At 49.2% G+C, this 26,713-nt stretch carries 24 protein-coding genes, 2 tRNA genes and 1 pseudogene; 12 read left to right on the top strand and 15 right to left on the bottom strand.

Annotation, left to right across the window (positions count from 1 at the left end; genetic code table 11):
• Positions 1-150: 150 nt before the first annotated feature.
• Positions 151-1,416, top strand: a complete 1,266-nt coding sequence (locus BLU57_RS07830; protein ID WP_090318798.1) for a M10 family metallopeptidase C-terminal domain-containing protein — start codon at positions 151-153, stop codon at positions 1,414-1,416.
• 97 nt (positions 1,417-1,513) lie between these two features.
• Here the strand turns inward: BLU57_RS07830 and BLU57_RS07825 are convergent, their stop codons facing one another.
• Entirely contained in the window at positions 1,514-2,524 is a 1,011-nt protein-coding gene (locus BLU57_RS07825; RefSeq protein WP_090318795.1) for a ribonuclease T2 family protein, read from the bottom strand.
• A 369-nt stretch (positions 2,525-2,893) separates the two neighbouring features.
• Here BLU57_RS07825 and BLU57_RS07820 point away from each other — a divergent pair, with 369 nt between their 5' ends.
• Positions 2,894-5,290, top strand: coding sequence for a Lon protease family protein (locus tag BLU57_RS07820; RefSeq protein ID WP_090318792.1), 2,397 nt, complete (start codon positions 2,894-2,896; stop codon positions 5,288-5,290).
• Here BLU57_RS07820 and BLU57_RS07815 read toward each other — a convergent pair.
• The 6 genes from BLU57_RS07815 to BLU57_RS07790 all read right to left on the bottom strand — a co-directional run bounded on the left by BLU57_RS07815 (position 5,287) and on the right by BLU57_RS07790 (position 14,056).
• On the bottom strand, positions 5,287-8,202 hold the full coding sequence (locus tag BLU57_RS07815; protein WP_090318789.1) for a bifunctional diguanylate cyclase/phosphodiesterase: 2,916 nt from the start codon (positions 8,200-8,202) through the stop codon (positions 5,287-5,289). The genes BLU57_RS07820 and BLU57_RS07815 overlap by 4 nt on opposite strands.
• Positions 8,203-8,214: 12 nt before the next feature.
• Positions 8,215-9,648: a porin family protein gene (locus BLU57_RS07810; protein WP_090318786.1), complete on the bottom strand. Its 1,434-nt coding sequence runs from the start codon at positions 9,646-9,648 to the stop codon at positions 8,215-8,217.
• The gene (locus tag BLU57_RS07805) at positions 9,617-10,102 is read right to left on the bottom strand and encodes a substrate-binding domain-containing protein (protein ID WP_090318783.1); all 486 of its coding nucleotides are present in this window, start codon (positions 10,100-10,102) and stop codon (positions 9,617-9,619) included. The genes BLU57_RS07810 and BLU57_RS07805 overlap by 32 nt, the downstream gene beginning before the upstream one ends.
• Before the next feature lie 30 nt (positions 10,103-10,132).
• Positions 10,133-10,903: a PEP-CTERM/exosortase system-associated acyltransferase gene (locus tag BLU57_RS07800; RefSeq protein WP_090318780.1), complete on the bottom strand. Its 771-nt coding sequence runs from the start codon at positions 10,901-10,903 to the stop codon at positions 10,133-10,135.
• Positions 10,904-11,237: 334 nt separating this feature from the next.
• Complete coding sequence (locus BLU57_RS07795) at positions 11,238-12,473, bottom strand: pyridoxal-dependent decarboxylase, exosortase A system-associated (protein WP_090318777.1); 1,236 nt, start codon at positions 12,471-12,473, stop codon at positions 11,238-11,240.
• Positions 12,473-14,056: an acyl-CoA ligase (AMP-forming), exosortase A system-associated gene (locus BLU57_RS07790; protein ID WP_090318774.1), complete on the bottom strand. Its 1,584-nt coding sequence runs from the start codon at positions 14,054-14,056 to the stop codon at positions 12,473-12,475. The genes BLU57_RS07795 and BLU57_RS07790 overlap by 1 nt, the downstream gene beginning before the upstream one ends.
• Before the next feature lie 162 nt (positions 14,057-14,218).
• Between BLU57_RS07790 and gltX the strand changes: the two genes are divergently transcribed.
• From gltX to BLU57_RS07760, 6 genes are all read left to right on the top strand, one after another.
• A complete protein-coding gene (gltX, locus tag BLU57_RS07785; RefSeq protein WP_090318932.1) occupies positions 14,219-15,610 on the top strand; it encodes a glutamate--tRNA ligase in 1,392 nt (463 codons plus the stop codon).
• A 53-nt stretch (positions 15,611-15,663) separates the two neighbouring features.
• Positions 15,664-15,739 (top strand) — tRNA-Ala (locus BLU57_RS07780).
• Between the two features lie 43 nt (positions 15,740-15,782).
• Positions 15,783-15,858: transfer RNA gene (locus BLU57_RS07775), tRNA-Glu, on the top strand.
• Positions 15,859-16,439: 581 nt separating this feature from the next.
• The gene (locus tag BLU57_RS07770) at positions 16,440-16,832 is read left to right on the top strand and encodes an exosortase system-associated protein, TIGR04073 family (protein WP_090318771.1); all 393 of its coding nucleotides are present in this window, start codon (positions 16,440-16,442) and stop codon (positions 16,830-16,832) included.
• A 36-nt stretch (positions 16,833-16,868) separates the two neighbouring features.
• A complete protein-coding gene (locus BLU57_RS07765; protein ID WP_090318768.1) occupies positions 16,869-17,561 on the top strand; it encodes an OmpA family protein in 693 nt (230 codons plus the stop codon).
• Between the two features lie 78 nt (positions 17,562-17,639).
• Positions 17,640-17,894, top strand: a complete 255-nt coding sequence (locus BLU57_RS07760; RefSeq protein ID WP_090318765.1) for a hypothetical protein — start codon at positions 17,640-17,642, stop codon at positions 17,892-17,894.
• Positions 17,895-17,994: 100 nt separating this feature from the next.
• Here the strand turns inward: BLU57_RS07760 and BLU57_RS16535 are convergent, their stop codons facing one another.
• The 4 genes and pseudogenes from BLU57_RS16535 to BLU57_RS07745 form a co-directional block, all read right to left on the bottom strand.
• Entirely contained in the window at positions 17,995-18,378 is a 384-nt protein-coding gene (locus tag BLU57_RS16535; RefSeq protein WP_256206211.1) for an aminotransferase class I/II-fold pyridoxal phosphate-dependent enzyme, read from the bottom strand.
• Positions 18,341-18,490, bottom strand: coding sequence for a lmo0937 family membrane protein (locus BLU57_RS15820; protein ID WP_143026949.1), 150 nt, complete (start codon positions 18,488-18,490; stop codon positions 18,341-18,343). The genes BLU57_RS16535 and BLU57_RS15820 overlap by 38 nt, the downstream gene beginning before the upstream one ends.
• Positions 18,491-18,586: 96 nt before the next feature.
• Positions 18,587-19,262: pseudogene (locus BLU57_RS16530) on the bottom strand (DUF1207 domain-containing protein).
• 125 nt (positions 19,263-19,387) lie between these two features.
• Positions 19,388-19,879: a BON domain-containing protein gene (locus BLU57_RS07745; protein WP_090318762.1), complete on the bottom strand. Its 492-nt coding sequence runs from the start codon at positions 19,877-19,879 to the stop codon at positions 19,388-19,390.
• Positions 19,880-20,376: 497 nt separating this feature from the next.
• On the opposite strand from BLU57_RS07745, the gene BLU57_RS07740 reads away from it, so the two are divergent.
• The 4 genes from BLU57_RS07740 (at position 20,377) to smbP (ending at position 22,571) form a co-directional block, all read left to right on the top strand.
• Positions 20,377-20,691: a BON domain-containing protein gene (locus BLU57_RS07740; RefSeq protein ID WP_090318759.1), complete on the top strand. Its 315-nt coding sequence runs from the start codon at positions 20,377-20,379 to the stop codon at positions 20,689-20,691.
• 82 nt (positions 20,692-20,773) lie between these two features.
• Positions 20,774-21,820: a catalase family protein gene (locus BLU57_RS07735; protein WP_218131647.1), complete on the top strand. Its 1,047-nt coding sequence runs from the start codon at positions 20,774-20,776 to the stop codon at positions 21,818-21,820.
• A gap of 177 nt (positions 21,821-21,997) precedes the next feature.
• Positions 21,998-22,180: a CsbD family protein gene (locus tag BLU57_RS07730; RefSeq protein WP_256206210.1), complete on the top strand. Its 183-nt coding sequence runs from the start codon at positions 21,998-22,000 to the stop codon at positions 22,178-22,180.
• A 55-nt stretch (positions 22,181-22,235) separates the two neighbouring features.
• The gene (smbP, locus tag BLU57_RS07725) at positions 22,236-22,571 is read left to right on the top strand and encodes a small metal-binding protein SmbP (RefSeq protein ID WP_256206209.1); all 336 of its coding nucleotides are present in this window, start codon (positions 22,236-22,238) and stop codon (positions 22,569-22,571) included.
• Between the two features lie 108 nt (positions 22,572-22,679).
• On the opposite strand, the gene BLU57_RS07720 is transcribed toward smbP, so the two are convergent.
• The 4 genes from BLU57_RS07720 to BLU57_RS07705 form a co-directional block, all read right to left on the bottom strand.
• A complete protein-coding gene (locus BLU57_RS07720) occupies positions 22,680-24,095 on the bottom strand; it encodes a dihydrolipoyl dehydrogenase (RefSeq protein ID WP_090318748.1) in 1,416 nt (471 codons plus the stop codon).
• Between the two features lie 125 nt (positions 24,096-24,220).
• Positions 24,221-25,045 carry an OmpA family protein gene (locus BLU57_RS07715; RefSeq protein WP_090318745.1) on the bottom strand — a complete coding sequence of 275 codons (825 nt, stop codon included), beginning with the start codon at positions 25,043-25,045 and terminating at the stop codon, positions 24,221-24,223.
• Between the two features lie 17 nt (positions 25,046-25,062).
• A complete protein-coding gene (locus BLU57_RS07710; RefSeq protein ID WP_090318741.1) occupies positions 25,063-25,470 on the bottom strand; it encodes a DUF4398 domain-containing protein in 408 nt (135 codons plus the stop codon).
• 70 nt (positions 25,471-25,540) lie between these two features.
• On the bottom strand, positions 25,541-26,248 hold the full coding sequence (locus BLU57_RS07705; protein WP_090318740.1) for a Crp/Fnr family transcriptional regulator: 708 nt from the start codon (positions 26,246-26,248) through the stop codon (positions 25,541-25,543).
• Positions 26,249-26,713 lie beyond the last annotated feature (465 nt).

Here is a 26,713-nt window from a genome sequence, read left to right as displayed (position 1 = left end):
TTCTTCATCGCAGAAAATTACTGCCAGACCAAATCCGGAAATTAGAACAAGAAAGTTACGATGTTATTGCGATTGCTCTGTTTTTCATCGCTTTATAATCCGCAAACCAAGAATTAATTGCCTATCTGTACATTTTGCAAGGAGAAAAGTATGCCGAGTATTACGGACGATTATCGTATTGACGCTGTGCTGGCGGGCAGTGACATCCGCTGGGATGCGGGACCCAGCGGAACCGTGGCGTTGACGTATAGCTTCATGTCGGCGTTACCGGTATATGCGGATCCGGCTCAGGATGGCAACGGCTTCAGCGTAATGACCAGCGATCAGCAAACCGCCGTGCGGGAAATCCTGGCTACGCTGTCGTCGCAATTCAACATCACATTCACCGAGGTGCATGATTCCGTGTCATCGTACGGTCAGCTTCGTTTCGGCAATAATTCCCAGGCTGCTACGGCCGGTTATGCCTATTATCCGGAAAAATTTACCGGCGATACCGCAGGAGATCTATACATCAACAATGTAGCCGCAGTTTCGCAAACAACCCACGTGGTAAAGGGGACCAATGCCTATTCAACTTTGATCCATGAAATCGGACACACCCTTGGATTGAAGCATCCCGGAGATTACAACGCGGCAGACCCGGGATCATCGAATCCCAATGACGGACCGTTCTTGACTGGCGTGGAGGATTCGGAACTATTCAGCATCATGTCGTACACCCAACAAAGCCAAGGTCTCGAGCGGATCAATCTCGCACCCTATGATTATGCAGCGTTGGCTTATCTTTATAATGCCAAACCGGTCAATACCAGCGATGACACCTACACGTTCACGACAGACAGCGGCCATATTGTGCAAACCATCTACGATGACGGCGGCACCGACACGCTCGATGCATCCGGTTTGACGACAGCCGTCACACTCAATCTCAATGCCGCCGCACCTGGCACGCTCAGCTCGGTCGGCCTCATCCCGGCAGGCCCTGCTGCGGTTGATAATTTGTCACTGGGATTAAATTCAGTGATCGAAAATGCCATCGGCGGCTCCGGTAACGATAAGCTAGTGGGAAATAGCGCCAATAATACGTTGATCGGAAACAGCGGCAACGACACGCTGATCGGACGATTAGGCAGCGACAGCATGGCCGGTGGCGAAGGTTCCGATATCTTCGGGCTATCCAGTGTCGGTTTCTATACTTTTCAGGATTTCGTTCCGGGCGTGGATAAAGTGGCATTCGATACCGGATTGGGGGTTGCGGACTATGCGCAACTATCACCGTATATCACCAGCATCGATGCACAAGGCGATGATATCGTGGTGCACTTTGTCAGCGACATTGCCAGCATCACATTTGTCGGCGTGCTGCAGCAGTCGACGGCGCTTTCAGTGAGCGATGTGGTGTTTCAGGCTTTGTAATTGTGTAAACACGCAATAGTTTGCGGATTACGTTCCCGGAGGTAGTGGAGTGACCGGGAACGTAATCAACTAGCTTAACGTTTCATTGACGCGCTGACTATTGCCCGATAGCATCAACCAGGAAAGTATCGCCGCAATTGGATTTACCTTGCAGCGGCGCATTCTCCATCAATTTCTCCAGATCGGCGCCCGGTTTCAAGTCAGCTGACAAATTCAGTTGCACTTCGACCAGCATGCCTTGATTGCAAGTCAATTTGATGCGGTCTTTAACTGCGGGGCCAAGCACCGCAACCACGCGACCAAGGAAATCTTCCGTGCGGACCTGCTGACCGATCCGGCGATTCATGAAGTAAGCCACCCCGGCATCGTTGAATTGGCGCGTCAAATCGGCTGCCAGATCAAAATAGCCTCCCATTGACCAGTTCGCCTGGCAAGTGCCATGCTTGAACCATTCGTGCCGTTCAAGACAGGAACCTGATGTCACACTGGGCATCACTTCAGCTAATGAAGCCGTAGAATCGGCGTCCAATTGAACCGCCGGGTAATCGCAGAAATTGCTCTTCTGTCCTTTGACATCGCCGCAAAAACCGTACTGTATCCCGCAGCTTTTTTTATTCGGCCATAAACCATGCAATGAAAAATGCCTGGCTTGATAAACCTTGGGATTGGTAATCTTACATTCCGCTTTGTCCGGCTTGGTTTCACAGAAAGCGGGCTGCCACGTCAGCGCCAGCACATAACTATCCGCCTGGCCGGCTGTGTTGCAGCTACCACCGGAATTTCCACCCCCCCCCGTTCCGCCGCCGGTAATCTGAGCTTGACCGCATTCGGCACTTACCCAGCGTTCTTTGGGGTCTGCATTGGGCAGAACCACCCGGTACCAGCTCGGCTGGCCGGGTTTAATCACTTCGATAATGTCGTACTGGCTGCCCGCAAGAATCTGCTTATTATCCGGATTGGTCGATTTGTTCTTTGACACATACGCCGGACAAGCTTGCTGTGCGGTAAAAACACCGGATACTTTATCCGCCCATACGGGGTGGGCATGACCGATGGTCAGAACAATTAGAAAAACTTGAAATACCATACTTTTTCTTAGCGTTATCATTCTTTCTCTCCTCTCTTTGCAAGCAAAAAATTAAACAACAGGATAAGTACCGGCTCAGTATTCAACATGGCTTTTCGGGGTCACTAGGGTTTCTGCCACAAAAACCGCCGTTCTCTCAAGGCACGGTCATTCCCGGAACAACCGGATGAAGTTTGCCACTTCTCCGGTTCGATTACCGCGTCCGTACCATGCACACAATGCAATGACAAATTTGATATCTTGTGAAAAAGTGAATAATTAACGATCCGTATTGGCTAAGCGCTTTCATCCATTACAATACGGTTATCGCATGGAAGATCCGGTTGCTACTTTACTCATAAAAGTGTCAACCAGGCAACCCATTATCCGCTAACCTACTGAAGAAAAATAATGACCGCTACTATTCCTCTGCAACCGCAACGGTTACGTCATGCCTGCGATCCCGGTCAATTCACGTTTAAGACCACGGCGGACGTACCGGACTTAACAGAGATCATCGGCCAAGCGCGCGCCATGGATGCGGTACGTTTCGGTTCGGACATTCGCCGGGAAGGTTACAATCTTTTTGTCTTGGGCTCGCCCGGGATGGGCCGGCACACCTTAGTGCAGCAATTTCTCGAAAGCAAAGCCAGCGAAGAAGCAGAACCACCAGATTGGTGCTATCTCAATAACTTCACTCAACCACACAAACCGAAAGCGCTTAAATTACCATCTGGCAAAGGGGAAGCATTGCGTGCGCACATGGCACGGCTGGTGGATTATTTGCGCAGCGCCATTCCCGTGCAGTTTGAAAGCGAGGAGTATCGGGGCAGAATCAATGCGATACAGCAAGAATACAATGAACGGCAAGAACGTGATATCGCGGAATTAGAAGCGGAAGCCGAGAAAAAAGAGATTATCCTGCTGCGCACGCCAGAAGGATTTGCGCTGGCACCAAGCCGTAATCGCGAAGCCATTCCGCCGGATGAATACGATAAGTTGCCCCAGGAAAGAAAAGATCAGATCGAGACCGATGTTGCAGAATTGCAAGCGCATCTGGAAAAAATTTTGGCCCGCTTGCCGCAACGCCGCCGCGAGCGCAGTGAACGTATCAAGCAGTTGAATCACGATATCATGCTATCCAGCATTGCGCATATGCTCAACGAATTGCGCGAAATCTATGCCGGTTTACCCGCCGTGCTCGATTTCTTCGATGCCGTACAGCAAGACATGGTGATGCATGTCGATGATTTCCGCAAACCGGATGAATCCGTCAATATTTCCGGCATGACCGTCGTCACTCATCAAACATTCAACAATTATCAGGTGAATGTGCTGAGCTCGAATCATCAGAAACCGGGAGCGCCCATCGTCTATGAAGATAATCCGACCTACAGCAACTTGATAGGACGGGTGGAACATATTGCTCAGTTTGGCGCGCTGGTCACTCATTTCACCTTAATCAAACCCGGTGCGTTGCATCAGGCCAATGGCGGCTACTTGCTGCTGGATATCCGCAAAGTACTGATGCAGCCGTTTGCCTGGGAGGGTTTGAAACGCGCACTGCAAGCCCGCAAGATTGATATCGAATCACTGGGACAGATTTACAGCCTGGTCAGCACCGTATCGCTCGAACCGGAGCCGATTCCGCTGGATGTCAAAGTGGTCTTATTCGGCGACCGGTTATTTTATTACCTACTGCAACAATACGATCCGGAGTTCAGTGAGCTATTCAAAGTCGCCGCGGATTTCGAGGAAACCATCGGACGGACCGCCGAGAGTCATTTCCTCTATGCGAAATTGATCGCCACTGTGGCGCGCAAGGAAGGATTGCTGCCTTACGACCGCTTCGCAGTTGCCCAGGTGATTGAATACAGCGCACGCCAAGCGGGTGATGCGGAGAAACTGTCCATGCACATGCGCAGCATCGCGGATTTACTGCGCGAATCCGATTACTGGGCACGCGCAGTAAATCATGACACCGTGCTGGCCAGCGATGTACAGCAGGCGATCGATGCGCAGATCCGCCGTCAAGATCGCATCAGAGACCGGCTATACGAGGCGATTCAGCGCGATATCCTGATGATCAGCACGCAAGGTGCGGTAACCGGACAAGTCAACGGTCTTGCGGTTATCGGACTCAGCGGTTTCGCCTTTGCGCAACCCATCCGGATTACCGCCACCAGCCACTTGGGCAAAGGGGATTTGATCAATATTGAGCGTGAGGTCAAGCTCTCCGGAGCCACTCACTCTAAAGGCGTGTTCATTCTTTCTTCATTTCTGGCCGCGCGTTACGCCAAGAATCAACCGTTGGCGCTGTCCGCCAGCCTGGCGTTTGAGCAGTCGTACGGCATGATCGATGGCGATAGCGCATCGCTGGCGGAATTATGCGCGTTGCTTTCCAATCTGGCGGATGCGCCGATCAATCAGTCGCTGGCCGTGACCGGCTCGATCAATCAGTTGGGTCAAGTCCAAGCCATTGGCGCAGTAAACGAAAAAATCGAAGGTTTTTTTGACATCTGCAACGCACGCGGATTGACCGGCACGCAAGGCGTATTGATTCCCGCAGCCAATGTCCAGCATCTGATGCTACGCCAGAATGTCGTCGATGCCGCAACGGCAGGTCAATTTCACGTCTATGCGATGGAAAATATCGATCAAGCCATTACGCTGCTGACCGGTTTACCGGCGGGGGAAGCGGATGCCAATGGCGGATATCCCGAAGGAAGTATCAATTACCGGGTAGCGGCACGATTAACGGAGCTCAGCAGCATCAGCCAGTCGTATCAAGGAAACAAACCGCATTAAAACGAATCACTTTCATGTTCTGTAAAAAATTCCGTGGCCGGCGCCGGTTTTCCGATGTAGTATCCTTGCGCATAATCAATATCCATCTTTTCGATGAGCGAGAGTATCTCCGCGCTTTCGACAAATTCCGCCGTGATTTTCTTACCGAAACCGCGAGCTACACTGCATAGCGCATTAACCAGGATCAAATCGTCGCTGCTTTCGGATAAATTGCGGATAAACGAGCCGTCAATCTTGACGACATCGACCGGCAATTCGCGTAAATAGTAAAAAGATGAAAAACCAACCCCGAAATCATCCAACACAAAGCCGCAACCTAGCTCCTTGATCTCTATCATCAATCCGCGCGCACCGGGTAAATCTTCCAACGCCGCAGTCTCGGTGATCTCAAACATGACACAGGCCGGATCCATGTCCTGCGAAGTCAATTCTTCCTTGAGGATCGGTAATAATTCCGGATCATTAAAGGCATGCGCGGATAAGTTGATTGAGAAGCTGACCTTGAATCCGGCTTGGTAAATTTTGGCCACTTGTGCGATGGCTTTGCGCAGCACCATATGATCGATGGCGTGAATCAATCCGGTATGTTCCGCCGCCGGAATAAATTCGCCGGGTGACAGCACCGAACCGTCTTTATCCTGCATCCGCAGCAACACTTCATAGTGCGAGATCTCTTTAGTTTTCACCTGCATGATCGGCTGCAAATACAGCATGAAATTATCATGCAAATGCGAATACTCGATTTTTTCTTTCCAATACACCAAGGTATGGATGCGCTCACGACTGCGATCCTTATCGGAGAATAGATACCAGGCATTCCGCCCCATCGCCTTGGCCTGATACATCGCCAGATCCGCGGCAGCCAGCAAGTCATGAATATTGGCGCCATGCTCTGGAAACAGGGCAATGCCGATACTGGCTGAAATCTTGTGTGTGCGGTTGTTGATGGTCAATTGCGCATGGCCCAGTTGATCCAGAACCTTTTTCGCTACTTCGATCGCACCGTTGGCATTGATTTCCGGCAAAATAATCGCGAATTCATCACCGCCCAAACGGCCGGTAATATCGTCTGCACGGATGGTCTGAGCCAGCATGCTGGCGACCATTTTCAGCAGCGTATCACCCGCCTGATGACCGCTGGTATCGTTGATATATTTGAAACGATCCAGATCGAAAAACAACAACGCGCCCGGGTGGCGGTAACGCTCCGCCCGGCTCAGCACTTGCTCCAGTTCTTCGCTGAAACGCCGCCGGTTGAATAAATTGGTCAGTGGATCGTGATCCGCCAGCCAGGCTAAGTGCCCTTCAACCCGTTTATACTCGGTGACATCCAACCCGACCGACAAAATCGACGGATCATCCTCGGATTGCCGGCCGAGATGCGAGTGCAGCCAGGCCACATGCCGTGTCGTTCCATCCTTGCAATGGGTTATCGCTTCATGCCGCAACTGCATTCTTTGCCCGCTGTGAATTTCTTTAAAGCGCGTCAGCAAATCTTGTGACTCATACTCCGGAATCAGGATGTTCAGGAAAGATTTGCCCTGCAGTTCACTTTCGGTGTAACGCATCAGCATTTCGCCATACGCATTGAGCGACATGATCCGGCCTTCGGAACTCTGCGTCAGCACGATAGCTTGCGCCGTATCCAGCAGGTTCTCGACAAAATCTCTTTCTCTGCCGAGCTCATTTTTTTGCTCGATAAGCATTTTTGTCCGCGTGGATACTTCCTGTTCCAGCTTTTCCAATTGTAGCGACAAGGAAACGGCAGCTTCCGACAGTGTGTCGACCTCATCCCTGAAACGCTGCACCCGGTCCGTGGAAGCCACCGATAAGCGGAATCTTTCAAACTGCCCGTTAGCTAGAAGTGGCAGAACAAACACGACATCTTTCAGCTTCGCCAGCAACCGGGTAAAAATCAGAAACAACAATATTTCCGCAAAAATCAGCCCCAGTAAACCGATCAGTGCAATCTTCCAGATGGAATCATGAATATTCTTCACCGCAGCGGTCACATCGGTCATTACGATCAGATGCGCTTTATCGGGTTCATACGAGTCGAGCGGAAATAATTTTATTTGCAGATACTGATCGTTCCAACGGATCTGAGCGCCATTATGTAACGCTGACATTTCCGGGTATATCCGGGCGACCTTTTTCAGAACCTCAAGATTTTTTTCTTTGTTGGTCAGTGCCGAGATATGAATATTCCAGCGCAAAAAATCGAAATCATTCTGCAGCAAACTATTCTGTTCCTTGATCAGCAGACCGATATCAGCGCCGGCGATGCGTTTAAACGCCAGAAATACATCCGCCAGCGATATCCCCATCACCACGACACCCACTTTTTTACCTTCTACGAGCAACGGCGCAACAATGTACTGTATGCAGCTTTCCCGGCAAAGTAACGGATTAATGGGTCTTTCCGATTGGTTCACATGACTGACCCAGGTCGACAGCAGAATATTGCCATCCATATGAGTATCCAGACTATCCCAGCTGGCGTTCAATTGATTCTGCGGATTATAAAAATGAACGAATTCAACGCCATTATGGAATTGTAATAGTGCCCAGTGCAGATCAAAAACTTTGCTGATGCTTTCGCCATCGTTAGTCAGCAAAGCTTTCTTCATACCGTCCAGAAACGGAATCATTTCAGCCAGCTGGTATAAATTCTGCGAGGTGTTCTTGATTAAACTATTGACTTCCCTGGAGTAGCGATGGTATTCGACTTCCCGCTGATTATCGAAATTGGCCATTAAGCCCAGGTAACTGACGAAACAAAATAGCATCACCACCGCCAGCAGAATCATGCTGCTCAGTGAGATTTTCCATCTCAGACTGCGGAACCGGCGCCCTTTGGGATTTGAAACGACAGGCGCTTTCTCCAATTTAATTCCGGAACTATTTTCCATCAGAATTTCTACTTAGAAACGATAAGAAGCCTGAATCGCGAAAAGATCCCAATATTGATGTGTGTCTATGGGCCGGCCCGTTTTTAGATCGATTGGATTGTCCAATCCGGATAACCAGCCTGTTCCGTTAACATGATGATATTCGGCACGCAGCATGAATGCCGGTGTAACATTCCAACGTATGCCCACGGCAATATCCTTGGCAAAACGACTATGTCCTAAACCACTTCGTCCGGCGGGATCTTTTGCAATCCAATCGCTTCCATCGCGATCTGATCGATCAATAAAGAGAGCATCATACCGCAAAAAACCTTCCCATTTCGGAGTAAAGCGATATTCACCTTGAAAGTAATAGCTCTCGCCAACGAAATGCTGACCATTTAACTTTGTACTTTTAAAATTTCTATCATAGCTAAAAGGCCGTATCGCATATTCCGAAGTCAGTGTCCAACGTTCCGAGTTATATTGAGCAGAAAAAATTACCGGCGTGAACTCTAAGGAACCGGGCCCTAATTCTAACGGGGAGTGTAATTTTTTTGGATCATACGATGTATTCAGCCATATCCCGCTGATACCCAAGCGTAGGCGTTTATCATTAGTCTCAAATATTCCACGGCCAATATAAGAAATTTCGCGATTCAATTCCCCCGGCCGTACCAATCCCAGTAATGAACTCTCAGTATCCCTGTTATTCACGACTGGCAGTGTCACGCCAAACTGGGTAGACAACGTACCCCAATCGGATACTGCGGTATCGCCATAGAGCTGCACGGAATCACTGGAAAGTCCCAAATTGCGGGTACGATCAAAATAAATCGATTGCGGCAGCATAATACTGGGACGCGTAAACGCCACATCCCGGGTTTCATTATAGAACCCGAAAGGATTCTTCAACCGGCCCACGCGGATACCGAATTGGTTTACCTCCTGGGAATACAAGCGGTAATCGAAGATGGCATAATCAAGACGCGGCATGCCCGAATTTCCCTCACCGGCACGGCGCGACAACACCTGCGCCGAGAGTTGCAGCCTCGGCAATGGCCGCAAGGAAGCGTTGAGCCCGGCTTCGGTCAAACCAAAGCTGCCGCCTTTATCACTATTGCCAAAAACATCATTATCCGAAGTTGTTATATAAGCCTGGCTGACAAAGCCATGAATCTGCAGATCTCCGGGGCGATCGGTTGAATGCCACCAATTGAGCACAGTGCTGACCACTCCGGGTTTTTCTTTGGTATTGCCCGCTTCTGTCGCTTCGGCGGGTAAATCTTTCGCTTGCACCCATTTGACAGGCGCTTGAGCGGATTCAGATTGCTTTTGTGGTTGATCAAGCTGTTGCGCCTGAACGGAAGCAGCGCCGATTACCCACAGCACGGCAACGCCCTTACCCAGCCACCGGACGGAGCTGCTGAAATAGCTACTTAATCTCGAGCACGTTAACATTTTCATTAATATTGGCTCTCCATAAATAACCTATTGCGCCGGGTGTAGTAGCAATCCTGGCAAGCATTTCTTCACTTGAGTTGACTTTAATCGGCGCTTGGCCTGTGCCCGAGAATACTAATCGATCCCAGGTGGATCTGAGTTGATAGGGAAATACGTTTAACTTCTCCTTGGAAACGATTTGATGCAATTGATCTTCATCGGATAGCACAAAAACCCTGATCTTGGTTCCGTCAGACCAGGTTTTCAAACGCATACTGAAAATTGAGCGTAACGAATTGACCGAGAGGGTTTTTTCGTTCACGCCCGGATTGGTGACAATTTCATAATGATCATTTGCTCTTACTTCTACTGCCACAACCCAAAGGCATAAAGTCAGAGCAAAACACAAGCAGGCTCTAGTTTTTAAGAAACAGTGCCTTGAGAATTGAGCTTGTAAAGAGAAATGAAATAAATTCAAGAAACAGATTCCTGATTCAGGGTTATTCCATTAGTTAATATGAATGGGATTATAAGTACCGCAGTCGGTTACGACTTCCCAGGCATCGTGATGCTCTTGATACATTTTATTGAGTGCGTCTTCTACTTTCACGTAATAGGGACGACGCATGCCATGATAGTCTACCGGTGGTCCGATCGGATTAAAATTCAAGCCGTAAAAACCCATCAGCTTATTCAGCGCGGGATCGGCAACCGATAGCCAGTGCTTAATATTGTATTTGACAGACATGCGTAAAACGCCCGCCATCAGCACCAGTCCAATGCTGAGCGCGGAACGGCGATCGGTGGAACGGCGATCCTGCGTGTTTCTTTTATCGCTGTCAGTCCCAGTGGTTTCCTTGCGGCGCTCTTCCCTGCGCCGTTCGTCTTTACGCCGGTCAAACTGACTGATCACCAGAAAGCGGGAAATTTCAGCCGTCTGCTGGCGCGGCAATGCTTTGATATCGCACAGTGCAGGATCTGTTTGACTATACAACTCAACCGGCAATAGCTTTTCAGGCCGCGTTGAATCCGGCAGAATTAACCGCACAGTGCCGATAAATTCTCCCGATGGGCGATAGCGCAAAAGCACATGGCAGGAATGACTGTCATAGCTATCTTTTTCCTTTTCACCCGGACAATGTGCAGGGTCGAATCCGGGCAAACGCTGTTCCACGCACAACACTTGATAGCGGATTCTATAAACATGCTCAAGCAGCTCAGCTGTATCAGCAACTACAATTTCAAAGAACTTCTGAAAATTTTGATACAAATCATTCATAGAATCACCCAATTAAATAAGCAGCTCGTTACATTCATTTTTAGCACTCCTCCGGACATTCGTTGATATCAAGCAAAAGTGTCAAAATAGTAAACTGTGCTGGCGCTACATCATCATTGAAAAAGCGCAGAATCTACGGTGCATTTCTAATTTTAGCCGCACGAAACAAAGCTTTTCTTTCAATAAGTAATATAAATTAACTACAGCGGTCATTTAAGTATATTTAAAGCGAATATTCAACTGATCTTTAACAATTAATGGGAGAATTACAACAAAGATAACTACTTGTGCACAATAAACAACAATTGCGCGCAGGATGATGAAATTTAATCGATTAAACCAGCACTTCGATGGGTGCGGGGTGACCTAAGAATGCGACCGGACTGGCACTTAAACCGTAGGCGCCCGACTGCAACACCACAACCAAGTCGCCTGCGGATGCTTTGGCCATGGACAACTGATCGGCCAGTATATCCAAAGGTGTGCACAATGGCCCCGTAACGGATACCACTTCTCTTTCCGCGCCACGGACTTTATTGGCGATGATGACCGGATAGTTCTTGCGGATGACCTGGCCGAAATTGCCGGAAGCGGCCAGATGATGATGCAGCCCGCCATCAGTGATGAGAAAAACTTGTCCGCGCGAGATTTTACGTTCCAGAACACGGCACACATAAATCCCCGCTTCCGCGACGATATAGCGGCCTAATTCGATCGCAATTCTGGCATCGGGCAATTGCCGCTGCACCTCTGGCATCAGGCGCTGCAAATTTTCACCCACAGCGGCAAGGTCCAGTGCCCGCTCTCCGGGAAAATACGGCACTCCCAACCCGCCACCGATATTCAGCCAGCGCGGCGCAGATGGCAGATATTCAGCCAGCCGGATACCCAGTTGCACGGATTTTGCATGCGCTTCCTGCAGCGCGGCTGCATTGAGATTTTGCGAGCCGCTAAAAATGTGAAAACCCATAAAATCCAGGTCCAGCATGGCTAATCGCCGCAGCACATCGGGCACGCACTCGGCATCGATACCGAATGGCTGCGGCCCGCCGCCCATTTTCATGCCGGAAGATTTGAGCGCGAAATCCGGATTAACCCGGATGGCCACTTTAGGTGTAATCCCTAAACTCGTTCCCAGTTTTGCAACCGCTTCCATCTCCCGCGCCGATTCGAGATTCAGAATAACACCCGCCGCGATGGCGCTGCGCAATTCATGCTCTTTCTTTCCCGGCCCGGCAAAACTGATGCTGTCCGGCGGCAGAACCGTATCCAGCGCCACGCGCATTTCACCCGCCGAAGCGACATCCATACCGTCGACCAAACCGGCCACATGTTGCACCAGCGCCGGCATCGGATTGGCTTTCATCGCGTAGTGCAGCAAAACCCCTGCCGGCAAATGCCGCCGTAATAATGCAATACGTTCGCTGATTTTTTGCCGATCATACGCATAAAACGGCGTCGCACCGACGCGTTGCGCTAAACGCGTCAACGCCATACCGCCCACTTGCAGACAATCGTCCTGCACGGCAAACTGCACCAGCGGCGCATGTTCCGGAGGTAAATTGCTCATTAAGCGGTTTCCTTAAACAAATGCTGCAATTCCTGAGAAAGCAATTTACGGTCTATTTTGCCGTTCGGATTGCGCGGCAAATTACCCTCACGCAGTTCGATGTGACTAGGCAGCATATACGCAGGCAAACGCTGCTTGCATAGACGCAGCAAAAGATCAGCTTCCGGCCGCATGCCGCGGCGGGCCGTCACGATCACCGCAATCGCTTGCCCCAGTACGGGATGCGGCACACCGATCGCAATCGCTTCCGCAACACATTCCGACGCATAAATAACTTCTTCCACTTCGGTAGGGCTGACCCGGTAACCGGAGGTTTTGATCATTTCGTCGCGGCGTTCGATGAAATACAGATATCCCTCTTCGTCGACACGCACGGTATCACCGGACCAGGCAGCGATCTCCACAAGCGGCAATCCGGCCTGGCGCGCCTTCAGCGGTTTGAAGCACAACGCCGTTCTTTCCGCATCGTTCCAATATCCCATCGCCACCAAAGCGCCCCGCTGTACCAATTCGCCCGGTTCACCCGGCGCGCACGGCGAGCCATCGTCGCGCAGAACCAAAACTTCCGCATTCGGCACCGCCTTGCCGATCGAATCCGGGCGCCGTTCGATTTCTTCCGGCGCCAGATAGGTCGAGCGGAAAGCTTCGGTAAAACCGTACATCAGGAAAACCTGCACTGCCGGTAAAACACTGCGCAATTGATTCAGCGTCGCACGCGGCATGGCGCCGCCTGAATTGGTAATGTAGCGCAACGATGGTGTTTTCCCCCAGTCCAATTGCGCCAGCTGAATCCACAGTGGCGGCACAGCCGCAAGGCCGGTGATTCGTTCGTCGCTGACAATGCGGATGATATCGCGCGGCAGCAGATAGTTCATCAGGATATTGGTTGCACCCGCATAAAAAGCGGACGTCAGTTGATTCAATCCATAATCGAAGCTCAGCGGCAGCACGGTCAGAATCCGGTCATCCGGACGGTTCTGCAAATACTGCGCGACACTTTTCGCACCGGCCAGCAAATTGCGATGTGACAGCACCACACCCTTGGGTTTACCGGTGCTGCCCGAAGTGTAAATAATCGCCGCCATGTCGCTGTCGATCACGCCTGCTGCGGAATATTCTTTTTGCACCGCAGAAATGGCTTGCCAACCAGCAACTGTCAAACCAGCAAGCGCAGGCAAATGATCTCCGCCATCAACGAGAATCACCGTATGCAAATCGTGGCAAAGCGGCAGAACCGCTTGCAGCAACTTTAACCGCTCCAGTGAGGTAACCAATATCCTGACATTACAATCGATCAGTATGTACGTCACCTGTTCCGGCTTCAATACCGGATTCACCGGAACCATCACACCGCCCGCCGCCGCTGCGGCAAAGAGCGCGATTACGGTCTCGGAACGTTTCTCGAGATAAACCGCCACACGCTCGCCACGGCTCAAGCCGCATGCACGCAAACCCTCCGCCGTTGCCTTGACTGCCCCTGCCAGCATGGCATAACTGATGCGCTGATTGTCATAAGACAACGCTTCAGCGTCCGGTGTCCGTCCGGCAGTGGCAAAAATCAGATCATGGATCAAGTCAGTCATTGAGCAAACGCGCTTGTCTGCGCCACAAGAAAAGCATCTGAATTAAAAAGTGCGCTCATTATAATCGGCTTTGGCTTTCATACGGCTATCAACATACTCGGCGGAATCGCGTAAACTATCCGCTTTCCAATATTCGGCGTAATAGTTGACACAACAATCATGATGGTACGCACACGATTTGCCCCCAGCCCAACCGGCTATCTCCACATCGGCGGCGCACGCACCGCGCTGTTTTCCTGGGCTTATGCTCGCAAGCACGGTGGAAAATTTATTTTACGCATTGAAGACACCGATCTGGAACGTTCAACGCAGCAATCGATCCAGGCGATTCTGGACGGCATGGCGTGGCTGGGATTGGATTACGACGAAGGGCCGTTTTATCAGATGCAGCGCTTAGCTCGTTATCACGAGATTGCCGAGCAATTATTGCAAAATAATCAAGCGTATTACTGCTATGCCACCAAGGAAGAGCTAGAGGAAATGCGTGAGCAGCAATTGGCGGCCGGTTTGAAACCCCGCTACGACGGCCGTTGGCGCGATAGCAAGCAAACACCGCCAGCCGGTATAAAACCGGTGCTGCGATTCAAAAACCCGCTGGACGGTTACGTGACCTTCAACGATCAGATCAAGGGAAAAATCACCGTCGCCAACAGCGAACTCGACGATCTGGTGCTGCTGCGCGGTGATGGCGTCCCGACGTATAATTTCAGCGTGGTGATCGACGATCTGGATATGAATATCACCCACGTCATTCGCGGCGACGATCACGTCAACAATACCCCGCGCCAGATCAATATTCTTAAGGCATTGGGCGCCACATTACCGGAATACGCGCATGTGCCGATGATTCTGGGCGCCAACGGCGAGCGCTTGTCGAAACGGCATGGCGCGGTCTCGGTCATGCAATATCACGAGGATGGATATTTGCCGGAAGCGTTATTGAATTACCTGGCGAGACTGGGGTGGTCGCACGGCGACGAGGAAATTTTCAGCCGCGATCAACTGGTGGAATGGTTCGATTTATCCGCGATCAGCCGTTCTCCAGCCAAATTCAATCCGGAAAAACTGCATTGGATCAATCAGCAATATCTCAAAACAGCGGATAATACCCGCCTAGCTGAGCTGGTGACACCTTTCCTGGCCAAAGACAATTGTCTGACGGATGGCGGCCCCGATCTGACACAGGTTGTCGATTTGCTCAAAGAGCGAGTGAATACCATCGAAGAATTGGCGGATGCCGCAGTGTACTTTTACCGTCCGCTGGAACCGGATGACGAGTTGAAAGCGCAGCATTTTACTGCGGAAACAAAACCGATCATGACCGGCTTGCTGGAAAGATTCCGCCACATCGAATGGACACGAGAAGTCATCCATCAGGAAATAAAAACCGCCGCCAAGGAACACGATGTCAAATTGCCGAAAATCGCCATGCCGTTACGGGTCATGGTCACCGGCGAGGTTCACACCCCGTCGATTGATGCGGTACTGGCGTTGCTCGGACGCGAAGAAACACTGGCACGCATGAACAGTCATCTCGGTAGTTTTCCCGGTTGATCTTTTCTTTACAATAAATCATCGCATCAGTATAATCCCCCTTCCTTTGATCAGGGGGTATAGCTCAGCTGGGAGAGCGCTTGCATGGCATGCAAGAGGTCAGCGGTTCGATCCCGCTTATCTCCACCAGTTTCTCTTGGATTAAGCGGTGCCATAAGCAACACATCACTTTGTCCCCATCGTCTAGAGGCCTAGGACATCGCCCTTTCACGGCGGTAACACGAGTTCGAATCTCGTTGGGGACGCCAAATAAAACAAAGACTTGAATAAATTCAGGTCTTTTTTATTTTCTCGGTGCGAAAAACTACATCTGATCCAGAAAAACGTGAGATCACTCGGAGTAGTTGTTATCCGAGGACATTTCCGGAAGACACCTTTCTTAGGGAAACGCTGAACAACCAGCAGCTTTTCGACCTCCGGCAATCCTGCCAGTTTTTTTGAACAAAGATTCCTGGTAATTCATTTTTTGACGGTATTTTGCCGCCCAACCGCCCCTGTTTCTGCTTTATCGTCCGCCACAAGGGGTATAGCGGACGGACTTTCCCTCTGAAGGAGTCATCGGCCCGTGGCACTCAGAATCACGCGCCTTCTCCCGATTTTTGCGCTGATTCTCAATCATCATCGTATTTTTATAAGCAAATCGCTTAGATAGAAATAAGCAAAAGCTTATTTATTTATCCAACCAGCAGCTTTATGATGAAAAATCTGGGGCAACAAGAAAATTCCCAGATAAATCAGTCATCAAAGTAAAGATCGGTGTGGGGTCTGCACTTTTGGGTACCTGTGTAGGGTCTCGCGTAGTTTCAATTCAAAAAATAAGGAGCTACTCATGAGCAAAAATAAAATTCTGGCTGCCTGCATTCTAACCTGCGCGCTGATGATGACATCGACAGCCAAAGCAGAAAGCTATTTCATCGACAAACTAAGCCAAGGTGTGGCAAACATCGCCTTCGGCTTTATCGAGATTCCCAAAAACGTGATCAATATCACCAGCGATCAAAATATTTTTCTAGGTCTGACGTGGGGTGTTATCCGCGGCATTGTGCATGGTGTGAGCCGGACACTGGTAGGCGGCGTGGAAGTCATCACCTCACCGGTTCCATCCAGTGAATTTGCCTCGCCAGCTTATGTTTGGAATCGTTTCAGTGAAGACAGCCGTTATTTTGGCTTGCATTACCCCGGCTACTGGACCAGTTACGGCCCATTGGATGATGGCGAATAAGCCAGCTGCGACCCATTCGATCATAAGGATATCATCATGAAAAAATATCATTACTTACCGCTAGCAATTCTGATACTGCTCCTGACTGCCTGCGCCACGCCAAAAACCGATACGGAAGATTTAAAGGCCGAGATTAAAGCCGCCAGATCGGGCCACTACGGCCAAGCCATGTGGCATCAAGAACAATCCGAAGAAGATCTGGAAACCGCCAATGAGATTCTGGGCCATCTTGAGAAAAATCACTATTGGAATATCAACGAAAAGCAAAAAGCGTTGGATGCGGCCAAATCAGCCGCACGCCATCGTCTGGAAGCGGAGAAGGAAATGTGTCTGTGGCTGACAGAAGTACATGGCCATAACCATCATAAAAAAGAATCGATTCACGATACCGTTGCTTATTTCAAAACAGGCAGCGCCGTACCCTTTAAAACCAAAGACGAAACCATCGGCAAAGTGGGTAATTGGCTGGAAGCCCATCCCGATGCGACTGCAACCGTCACTGCATCAACGGATACTGTCGGAAAACCGGCCTACAATCAGGATTTATCGGAAAGAAGAGCCCAGGCGGTGATACAACGCTTGGTGGCAAGCGGTGCACGGCCCAGTCAATTAATCACTAAAGCAATTGGTGAAGTTCCCGGTGCCGACAACACACCCGATCAGGAAAACCGTGTGGCGATTGTGATTACATCGCACCCCGTTTACATGGATTGTCCCAACGTAAAATAACGTGAAGAACTCACTTGGCTGAATAAAAACCAGCCCGGTGAGTTAGAATCTCAGTTCTAATCAACACGGGGAAAAAACATGAAATTACACTACCTTTTTATGATTGCGATAGCGCTATCAACTTTATCCGCCTGCGGACAAAAACCAACGGAAACCACAGAAAAGGTCATGGACAAAGTCAACGACGCGCTAGACCGTCGTCCTAACGAAAAAGCGCGCGATGCAGTCGAAGACATCACGAGTGCGGTGAAGGATGCTTCTGAAGAAGCTCAGGGAAAAATGGAAGAAATCGCTAAAGAAATCAAGAATAAAACTGAAGATGCTGTGAAATAATTCAGTTCGAGTTCTGGCGTTTTTTATTTCCAAATCGCTGAAGCGTTTGTTCCTTTCTTCGTCCGCGCACTCAAGCGGCCTGAACCCCTGGAGTCCGCCGCTACTGACGAAAATCCGCCAGCGCATTGAGCAAATAATCCAAATCCCGCTCGGTAGCGAGAATGTTGTGATCGAACAAATGCGCCGCCAGTGCAGCGGCCGCTTCGGCGGGCGTGATCGGATTGAGATGGATATATGACGGCGCGGTTTCCCGCAGGTAAGCAATAACCGTAGCGCTGGCAGTAACGTAACCGCCGTTGACGCCGAACGCCTTACCGAGCGTAGCGACCAACACATCCGCCCGTCCTCCCGTAATTTCTTCAGTACCGCGCCCGGTACTGCCGGAAGCGCCAATGCCGTGACAATTCCTTCGGGATAATGCTCGCCGCTTCCGCTTAATACTAAAATTAAAACGGCCTTCGGTCTTGGATAATGCGAATGACAATAGCCACGAGCGCAATGACCAGCAGGATGTGAATAAATCCACCGAGCGTATATGCGGAAACAAAACCGAGTATCCAGAGAATAATTAAAACCACCGCGATAGTTTCAAGCATTTGTTTCTCCTTATAATAATTACCGGCATTTCGCTAGAACCCAAGCTATTGACGCAGCTATTCAAACAGACTTACCGCGATAAACGCAATCTCGTACTATAACCTCAAGTCTATTCCTTCATAACTGAGATTGACGCGGTTAAATGCGAATCCCGCTTTGCGCAGTAGAAATTCATCGCCCAGATGCGAGCTTTGATGGTAAATACGGGCAAACGCTGAAAATTGCTGTGCTCGCATGCTGGCATAAATCGATCCGATGAAATACGAATTAACCAGATCCGACGATGGCGCATTCACATTAAAGTCTCTAAAAACAATGCGCTGTAGCCCTACTTTCCATTTCGCGACTAGCCGTCCCACATTACGCGATAAACCGGTATCGTTTCACCGAAGCTCACCGCAGCAATGCTTCTTCCATCAAAATTATAATTCATGAAATGACGGTAAGCAGCCGAGAAATCTGCCCAGCGCGGATCTGCCAATAGTGGATTGAATAAATGACCACTCGGCAAAAGACCTGCCGGTAGTAAAGTTGAACGCGCATCGACTACCGCCACCAGCGCTCTGCGGGTTGTTTGGCAGGTTGCGCAGGAACGTCCGCTACAGGCGCTTGAGTCATTGGTCTGGCAGCGGTTTCGGCTATCTTGACAGCGCTCACTCCGGGAATTTCCGCCAGCATTTGCATGACATTGGATCGATCAGGAATATTCAGGGCACCCTCCAGAAAAATAATGACGCCATTCTGTGCGGTAAGTGATGGAACATTCAGCATCAATTTATGCTTTAGCATATTGCTGGCTGCATAACCGGCAATGTAATCATCGCCAGGAGTGCGGCATGGCCACAAGCGCATTAAGCACTAGGGCCCCGGATGCGGTGACAAATCGCAAGAAATCATTATTCTTCACTGGATGAAGTTGCGATGAGAATCAGATCATTCTGTACCGATTTCACATTCTTTTGATTCTTAGCGACTTCTCCTGCTTTGTCGATACTTTCTTGGGAATCAAGCGCGCCGCTCAGTTGCACGACACCATTAACCGTTGTGACTTTAATCTGAGACACTTTCAGCAAAGGATCATTTAGAATTGCCGCCTTCACACTTGCAGTAATCACTGAATCATCAATGTATTGCCCGCTTGCTTCAGTTGTTTCACTGATCGATTTTCCCGCTTCCTTCTTTGCATCGCTAATTTCCTTACCTGCTTGCTCTGTCATCTGTTCAATCTTTTTTCCGGTGCTTTCAATTGAATGATCCAGCTTTTTCCCTGCTTTTTCTGCTGCCCCTTCTTGCTGGCAGCCGGTCAAACCAAGAACAATGAATAAACCAATCACTGCCAGGATTTTTTCTGCTGAGATATTTTGCTCGTGTTTGTTTGCAGTTTTCATAAGTTCTCCTTGAGTTGTTATATGAATCAATACGGTGAGATTTACATTGATACATGTGTCAGAAATCCGAGGGGAATAAGATTACAGATTGCGTGCAACACCTTATTGCCAACCTTGGCACATTCAGATTCTAGAGAATGGATAGGGAACGGTCTGTGCGATATCGTACATTGGCTATTGCCTCTCTACACAGCAGACTTTCTGACTCCGGTGGCTGAATCGATTATTGGATTGCCTCAGCATTGATTACTCTGCCTCTATGTATGCTACCGAACAGATTGCGATTGAATTTGCGGCTAAAGTGTTCCAGGTTGAGACAAGAGTGGCTCTCGTTTCTTAACGTAGCAGTGTCATAACCATCCTAGCAGGCGATGACTAAATAGCCGTGTAAGATCTTTGATTAACTTGTCTCGGCTGATCATTTGTGTGGAAGAATCCGTGATTTTTCCACATCTGCGCATCAGTACCGAAGTAGACAATTGACAGGAGATTCAACCATGAAGCATTTCGTTAAATTATTCTCCGCATCTTTCTTGATCTTAGTACTGTTGACTGTCATGGGGTGCGGGTCGATTCAGAAGCAGGAAGGAACGGGAGAGTACTTGGATGACACGGTCATTACCACGAAAGTAAAAGCGGCCATACTGAATGAACCGACGTTGAAGTCTGCTGAAATCAATGTTGAAACTTTCAAAGGCGTAGTTCAATTAAGTGGATTCGTCAGTTCCTCCGCCAGTATCAACAAAGCAATCGAAGTCGCCAAAGGTGTCGCTGGAGTCAAATCTGTAAGAAATAGCATGCATCTCAAATAGCATAGAAAACCACATCAAAATAGCCATTTTTATGCGGATATTGCGTAAAAATGGCTTTTCTAATTTACCGGGAGGCCATGAAATGTTGAACAGAAAAATTCTTTTTGGGTTGGTCCTAATGGTTTTCTTCCCGAGCCATGTCTCCGGTAAAGAGGAAATACCCGCAACCGAGACTGTCGCGATCCAACGCATCGCGCAGATGGTCGAGGAAAATATCCGGACCGGAGCCAAGAACGGTTCCGCACACAGAGATGCCCATTTCAAAGCGCATGGTTGTGTAAAAGCGCAATTTCGTGTTCTGCAATTACCGGATAACATGAGTACCGGAATTTTTGCGGAAGCGCGCGAATATCCCGCTTGGATCCGTTACTCCAATGGTTCCGGGAAAGTACAAGATGATTCGACCGGCGATGGCCGTGGCATGGCCATCAAACTCATGGGCGTTGAACGTAGCCAGTCCGGCACGCAGGATTTCGTGATGGTGAATCATCCGGTATTTTTTGTGAAAAATGCGGCAGACTATGTCGAGTTTCAGCAAGCGCTGTCGCAGGACAGTCCCATCAAGTTCTTTTTCCCCGGCCCCAATCCGCTGAATTTCCGTCTACACGAGCTGGCGACTGTCGTTGCCATCCGTAATAAGAAGGTTCTCAATCCATTGGACACACAATATTGGAGCGCGACACCCTATCAATTCGGCGATAGCGCTATGAAATTCACCGCCCGTCCTTGCGATAAATCTACGCATGCAACGTTCACCGATACCGCATCCCCTAACTTTCTGCGCGAAAATATGCAAAAACATCTCGACAGTGGCGCCGCATGCTTTGATTTCATGGTGCAACTGCGCACAAATGCTGTAGAAATGCCCATCGAAGACCCTACCGTTGATTGGAGCGAAAAAGATTCACCCTTTATTACGGTGGCGAAAATCACAATCCCATCACAGCCATTCAATACTCCAGAACAACAAAAGTTTTGCGAGGATCTGACTTTTACACCCTGGCATGCGCTGCCTGAGCACCAACCATTGGGAGGAATTAATCGCGTACGCCGGGTAGTTTACGAAACATCTTCCCGTATCCGTCATGAGCTGAACGATATCGAGCAGCTTGAGCCATCAGGTTTCTGATCACTATTGACATGCACAAACCGGAATTACATTTCACTTCTGCTACTTACAAAACATAGTTTTTCTCGGTTTAAGTTGGCTACCGTACAGATCTATCCTGTTTTTGCTTATATTCTTACCAACAAGTGATGAGACATATTCATGTCCGATCATCACTTCAATAAACGATAGGAGACTATGATGAATAAAGATCAGATAAAAGGCCGTTTGGAAGAAACCAAAGGTAAAGCCAAGGAAGTCGCCGGTAAGATACTGGACGACAAGGAAATGGAAATAAAAGGAAGTATCGAAAAAAACTTAGGCAAAGCGCAGGCTGGCTTAGGTGACGCCAAGGAAGATATCAAAAACGCAATTCGATAAACCGCAGCATATCTGAGTACTTTTCAATAATTTTTACTGGAGTTAAAAAATGCACATGAAAACGATCACTTTATATACAAGCTTCTTAATTATATTTTTCTTCTCGCTTAGCGCATTCGCCGCAGGAAATCATTTAAACGAAGCAATTCAGCGTGCTGAGGTTGCAGCTAAGGCGACAGAGGGAAAGGCTATTTCCCAGCATGCGGAAGAGGCTAAAACCCATGCGAATGCCGCAAAAGCTGAGAAAACTCAAGCAACAGCTACTAGTCCGCATCTGGATGCCGGTATTAGAAGCCTGGATGAAGCGATTAAAGAAGGTAATCTGGGCGCTGCTGATTCCGCGAGGAAAGCCGCAGAACAGGCTGTCGCTCATTTGAAACAGGCTGCATGATAAGTGAACTCTCTTAATAGAAAAAAACGGCGGGTAACAAACCGCCGTTTTTTGTTGATCGCTTAGTTTGAAATAATGTCACAAGAACACTGTCTATAAGTACCCCGGTCAATCCAGCGCTTCCATATTAAACTCACCGCATACGGCCAGGTCGGATTCATGACCCGCAGGCAGTTGTGCCGCCAATGTCCGCAACGCTGTGCGTAACCCTTCCTCCAGAACCGGATGATAAAAAGGCATACGCAATAAATCTTGTACGGTCAGCGAACGATCGATTGCCAATGCCAGTAAATGTGCCATGTGTTCCCCGGCTGGTACGCACATCTCCGCGCCCAGCAGCCGGCCACTTTCCATGTCAGCGTAAATACGCAGAATACCCTTGTTGCATTGACCGGTACGTGCACGTCCCTGGCGGTCAAAACGCGCTTCGCCAATTAATGTTTTCGCGTGATCAAGGTCTTGATACCGATTACCCGCCATTGCAATGTTCGGATCAGCGAACACAATCGCCAGCGGCGTACGGCGTTTAAAGCAAACTGGCACGGAACGGGTGGCATTAAACCCAGCGATATAGCCATCATCCGCGGCTTCATGCAATAGTGGCACTTGATCATTGGCATCACCCGCCATGAATATACGCAGACTGGCGACTTGCAGGGTATCCGGGTTGATAGGCGGCATGCCATGCTCATCGAGCGAAACGCCTAATGTTTCCAGACCCAGGTTGCTGATATTGGGACGCCGCCCGAGTGCGGCAAGAACGCGATCGACCGCTATCACTTCAGTTCCTACACACACTTCCAATCCGTCACCGTCAGCCGTTAATTCAGCTTTCTTGCCCAAATGAAGCGGAAATTCGTATCCCAGCAGCTCTATCGCTACCTCAGTGACCTGCGGATCTGTCAATCCGGCAATCGCCGGATTACTGCCTAATCCGGTTACCTCAATGCCGAGCCGGGAAAGCGCTTGTGCCATTTCAATACCGACCGGCCCCAGACCCAATACCGCCATTCGAGCGGGTAACGCTGTCTGTTCAAATAAAGTATCCGTGGTCAGCAGCCGCTCTCCCAGTGCGCTCCAAGGTTTGGGTACAACCGGACTCGATCCGGTGGCAATGATAATATTGTGTGCATGCAATTCCCGCCCATTGACTTCCAGCCTGCCCGGCGCAAGCAATCGCGCTCGTCCGGAAATAGCACGTTTGTCCAATTCCTGGGTGGTTTTTACGGTGCTCGCGACAAAACTATCGCGCAGCCGCCTGACGCGCCGCAACACGGAAGGTATATCGCAGACAAGAGCGTCAGCGCCCTGAATGCCAAATTCCGCAAAAGTATTGCGGCGATAAAAGGCATTCGCCGCTTCAATCAAAGTCTTGGACGGCATGCAACCTACCCGGGCGCAAACAGTGCCCCACGGACCGTCGTTAATGATCACGAAGCGCTGCGTGCGTTTTCTGACTTCGCGCAACGCGGCAAGACCGGCGCTTCCCGCTCCGATAATTGCAACATCCAGTATTTCACTCATGACATTTTCTTTATAACAAGGTAATCAGGTTTGAGTTTTATTTCAGGCAGATCAATCTGACTCAGATGCTGCGGCACTTTTTATGCATTGATTCGTGCGATGCGCGCTTTAATTTAGAAGCGCTGTCAGCGCGAAGAAACGGCCCCACTTTCATCGGATAAGATAATTTCTACGCGCCGGTTTAACTGGCGATGCTCGGCTGTATCATTGCTGGCTACCGGAAAAGATTTACCATACCCTCGCGCAGCGATACGACTGCTGCTGATTCCGCTCTCCAGTAAAGCCATCCGTACAGCATGGGCACGACGCTCGGAAAGTGCCTGATTATAGCTATCACTGCCCGTGCTGTCGGTATGTCCTTCGATCAATACGTTGCGTTCAGGATATTGTTTGAGAAAATCAGCCAACTTATGCACGGTGCGTAAACCATTGAGTTCGAGCTGCGCCATGTTGGTGCGGAATAATACATCCTGCAAGGTAATCACCAAACCGCGATCCGTTTTCTTGGCTTTTAATTCTTCTAGCTGTCTTTGGGCTTCTTCAGCTTGCCTTTTCGCCTCTTCGGCTTGTCTTTTCGCTTCTTCAGCTTCAGCCGTTCTGGCATCAAGCAGAATCCGGTCACGCGCTGTACTCGCATTCTTTACCGCTGCTTCAGCCGTTTTTGCTTTGGCAGTTTCCTGCGCAATTGCAACTTGCTGGCTGGCCATATAAGCCAAGTGATTCACTGTGGCATCACTTTCTCTTTTATTCAAAGCGGTATCCGCTTTGTCCAGAAATTTACTCGCTTCATTTAATTCAAGCGCAGCCATACCAGTGACCTGCGGATCTGTCAGTGCTTTGTTGTAATCGCTATGGGCCTCAGTAAGCGACTCATTTTGCGGCATTGAGCTACAGCCAAAAATAATGGCAGGAACAACCAGAAGCATAGAAAAATACCAATTATTTTGCATGATAGGCCCCTTAAAGATTATTGGATTTGGCGGTCAATCTCTTGGCGTAACACGCGACTGGATTCTTGCAACGCTTCCGCCGCTTTTTGTGCTTTATTGGTCCGGGCCATTGCTTCCGCTAATTTGGCGTCAATTTGCGCTTCTTCGGCAAATTGACGGGCAAGGACATAATTTTTATCGCCCATGGCACGCTCAGCAGCTTCCATCTTGTCGACTGCTGACTTGAGCTGTAATGGTGCGAGTTCATTGCCGCCAGCGCTGAGTGCATTATCGACAGCGGCTTTAGAAGTCGCTAACTGCTCAGTCGGCGCCGGAATGCTTTCGCAGCCTGATAGAAAAATCGCGGAACATACCAGCGCACCTGCCATGCGCATCATTGGATGCAGTTTCATGTCATTAAAAGTCTTCAGTGTTTTCTTATCCATCGGATTAAACCTCCATATCATTGTTGAATACGTATTGAGTACTCTTGAATTCAAACAGCGACTGAATAAACTAGGCAGCAAGCAAGCGCTCAAATTCCGTCTTAACGACTTGGTAACATTCGCAAGAACGCGCTTCCAGCCCTTCTCGATCCAATACAGCAATGTGGCCCCTCCTGCAATGGATCAGTCCTTCTTGCTGCAATTTTCCGGCAGCTTCTGTAATACCCTCGCGGCGCACACCTAGCATGTTGGAGATCAGTTCCTGAGTGATCGCCAATTCATTGGTCGGAAGCCAATCGAAGCTTAACAGCAGAAAACGGCAGAGCTGCTGATCGACCTTGTGGAATCGATTGCAAACAGCCATTTGTGCTGTTTGCGTAATGAGAACCTGCGTATAACTCAGCAGCTTATGATAGAGCGAACCTTGGCGTCTGAATTCTTCCATAAACAAATTTTGTGATATCCGATAGGCGTAGCCGGTACTTTGTACCATTGCTCGAAAAGGCATTGCTGCGCCAGTCATAAAAATACCAACGCCGACCACACCATCATTACCGATGGATGCGATTTCCGTGGTTGCTCCATCTTCTGTGTCGTAGAGTAGCGACATGAAGCAATCCGTTGGAAAATAAACATACTCTAGCTTCTCTCCTGAGTGGAAAAGGATTTCACCAGGGGACATTTCGGTGAGTTCCAAGTGCACAAGGATGCGCTCGTAATCTTCTATGGGTAATGCTTTGAGCAGTTTGTTCTGTTGTGGGTTGTGTATATCAGTCATAATTAATACCTCCAATCTGTAAGAACTAAACGATATGACCGCAATAGCCATGGCGTTTTTAAGAAACAGTATTCCGGTTAAATTAATTCGGTGATATGAAACAATTCAGAGGAAAAAAGAAAGCTTTACTTTTCTCTTCACCCGTAAAGAATTTCACCAAAGATTATTTGCATTAATGCTAGGCGGACAGCGTCGTAGATGTAGCTAATCCCTTGAATGCGACTTCGTTTTGATATGCATCAAACCTCCATCTGTAACAGTCGCGATCGTATATTTACACACGCTACACTATTTTATGAACAGCATTTACGATTAAAGTTTAATTTCATTATAGTGTTTTTTCTAAAAAACTATGTACGGTACCGCACATAGTTTTTTAGTGCCGGAGGTAGAGAAAGACCATATTCAAGGAAGATTTAAACTACTTTTTCAGCCTGGGATGGCGTGAACGATAAGCCAAATAAC

It is taken from the genome of Nitrosomonas oligotropha, assembly GCF_900106555.1.
GTDB lineage: Bacteria > Pseudomonadota > Gammaproteobacteria > Burkholderiales > Nitrosomonadaceae > Nitrosomonas > Nitrosomonas oligotropha_A.
The sequence above is the reverse complement of the archived record's forward strand: the minus strand, read 5'-3'. Positions and strand labels throughout refer to the sequence as shown.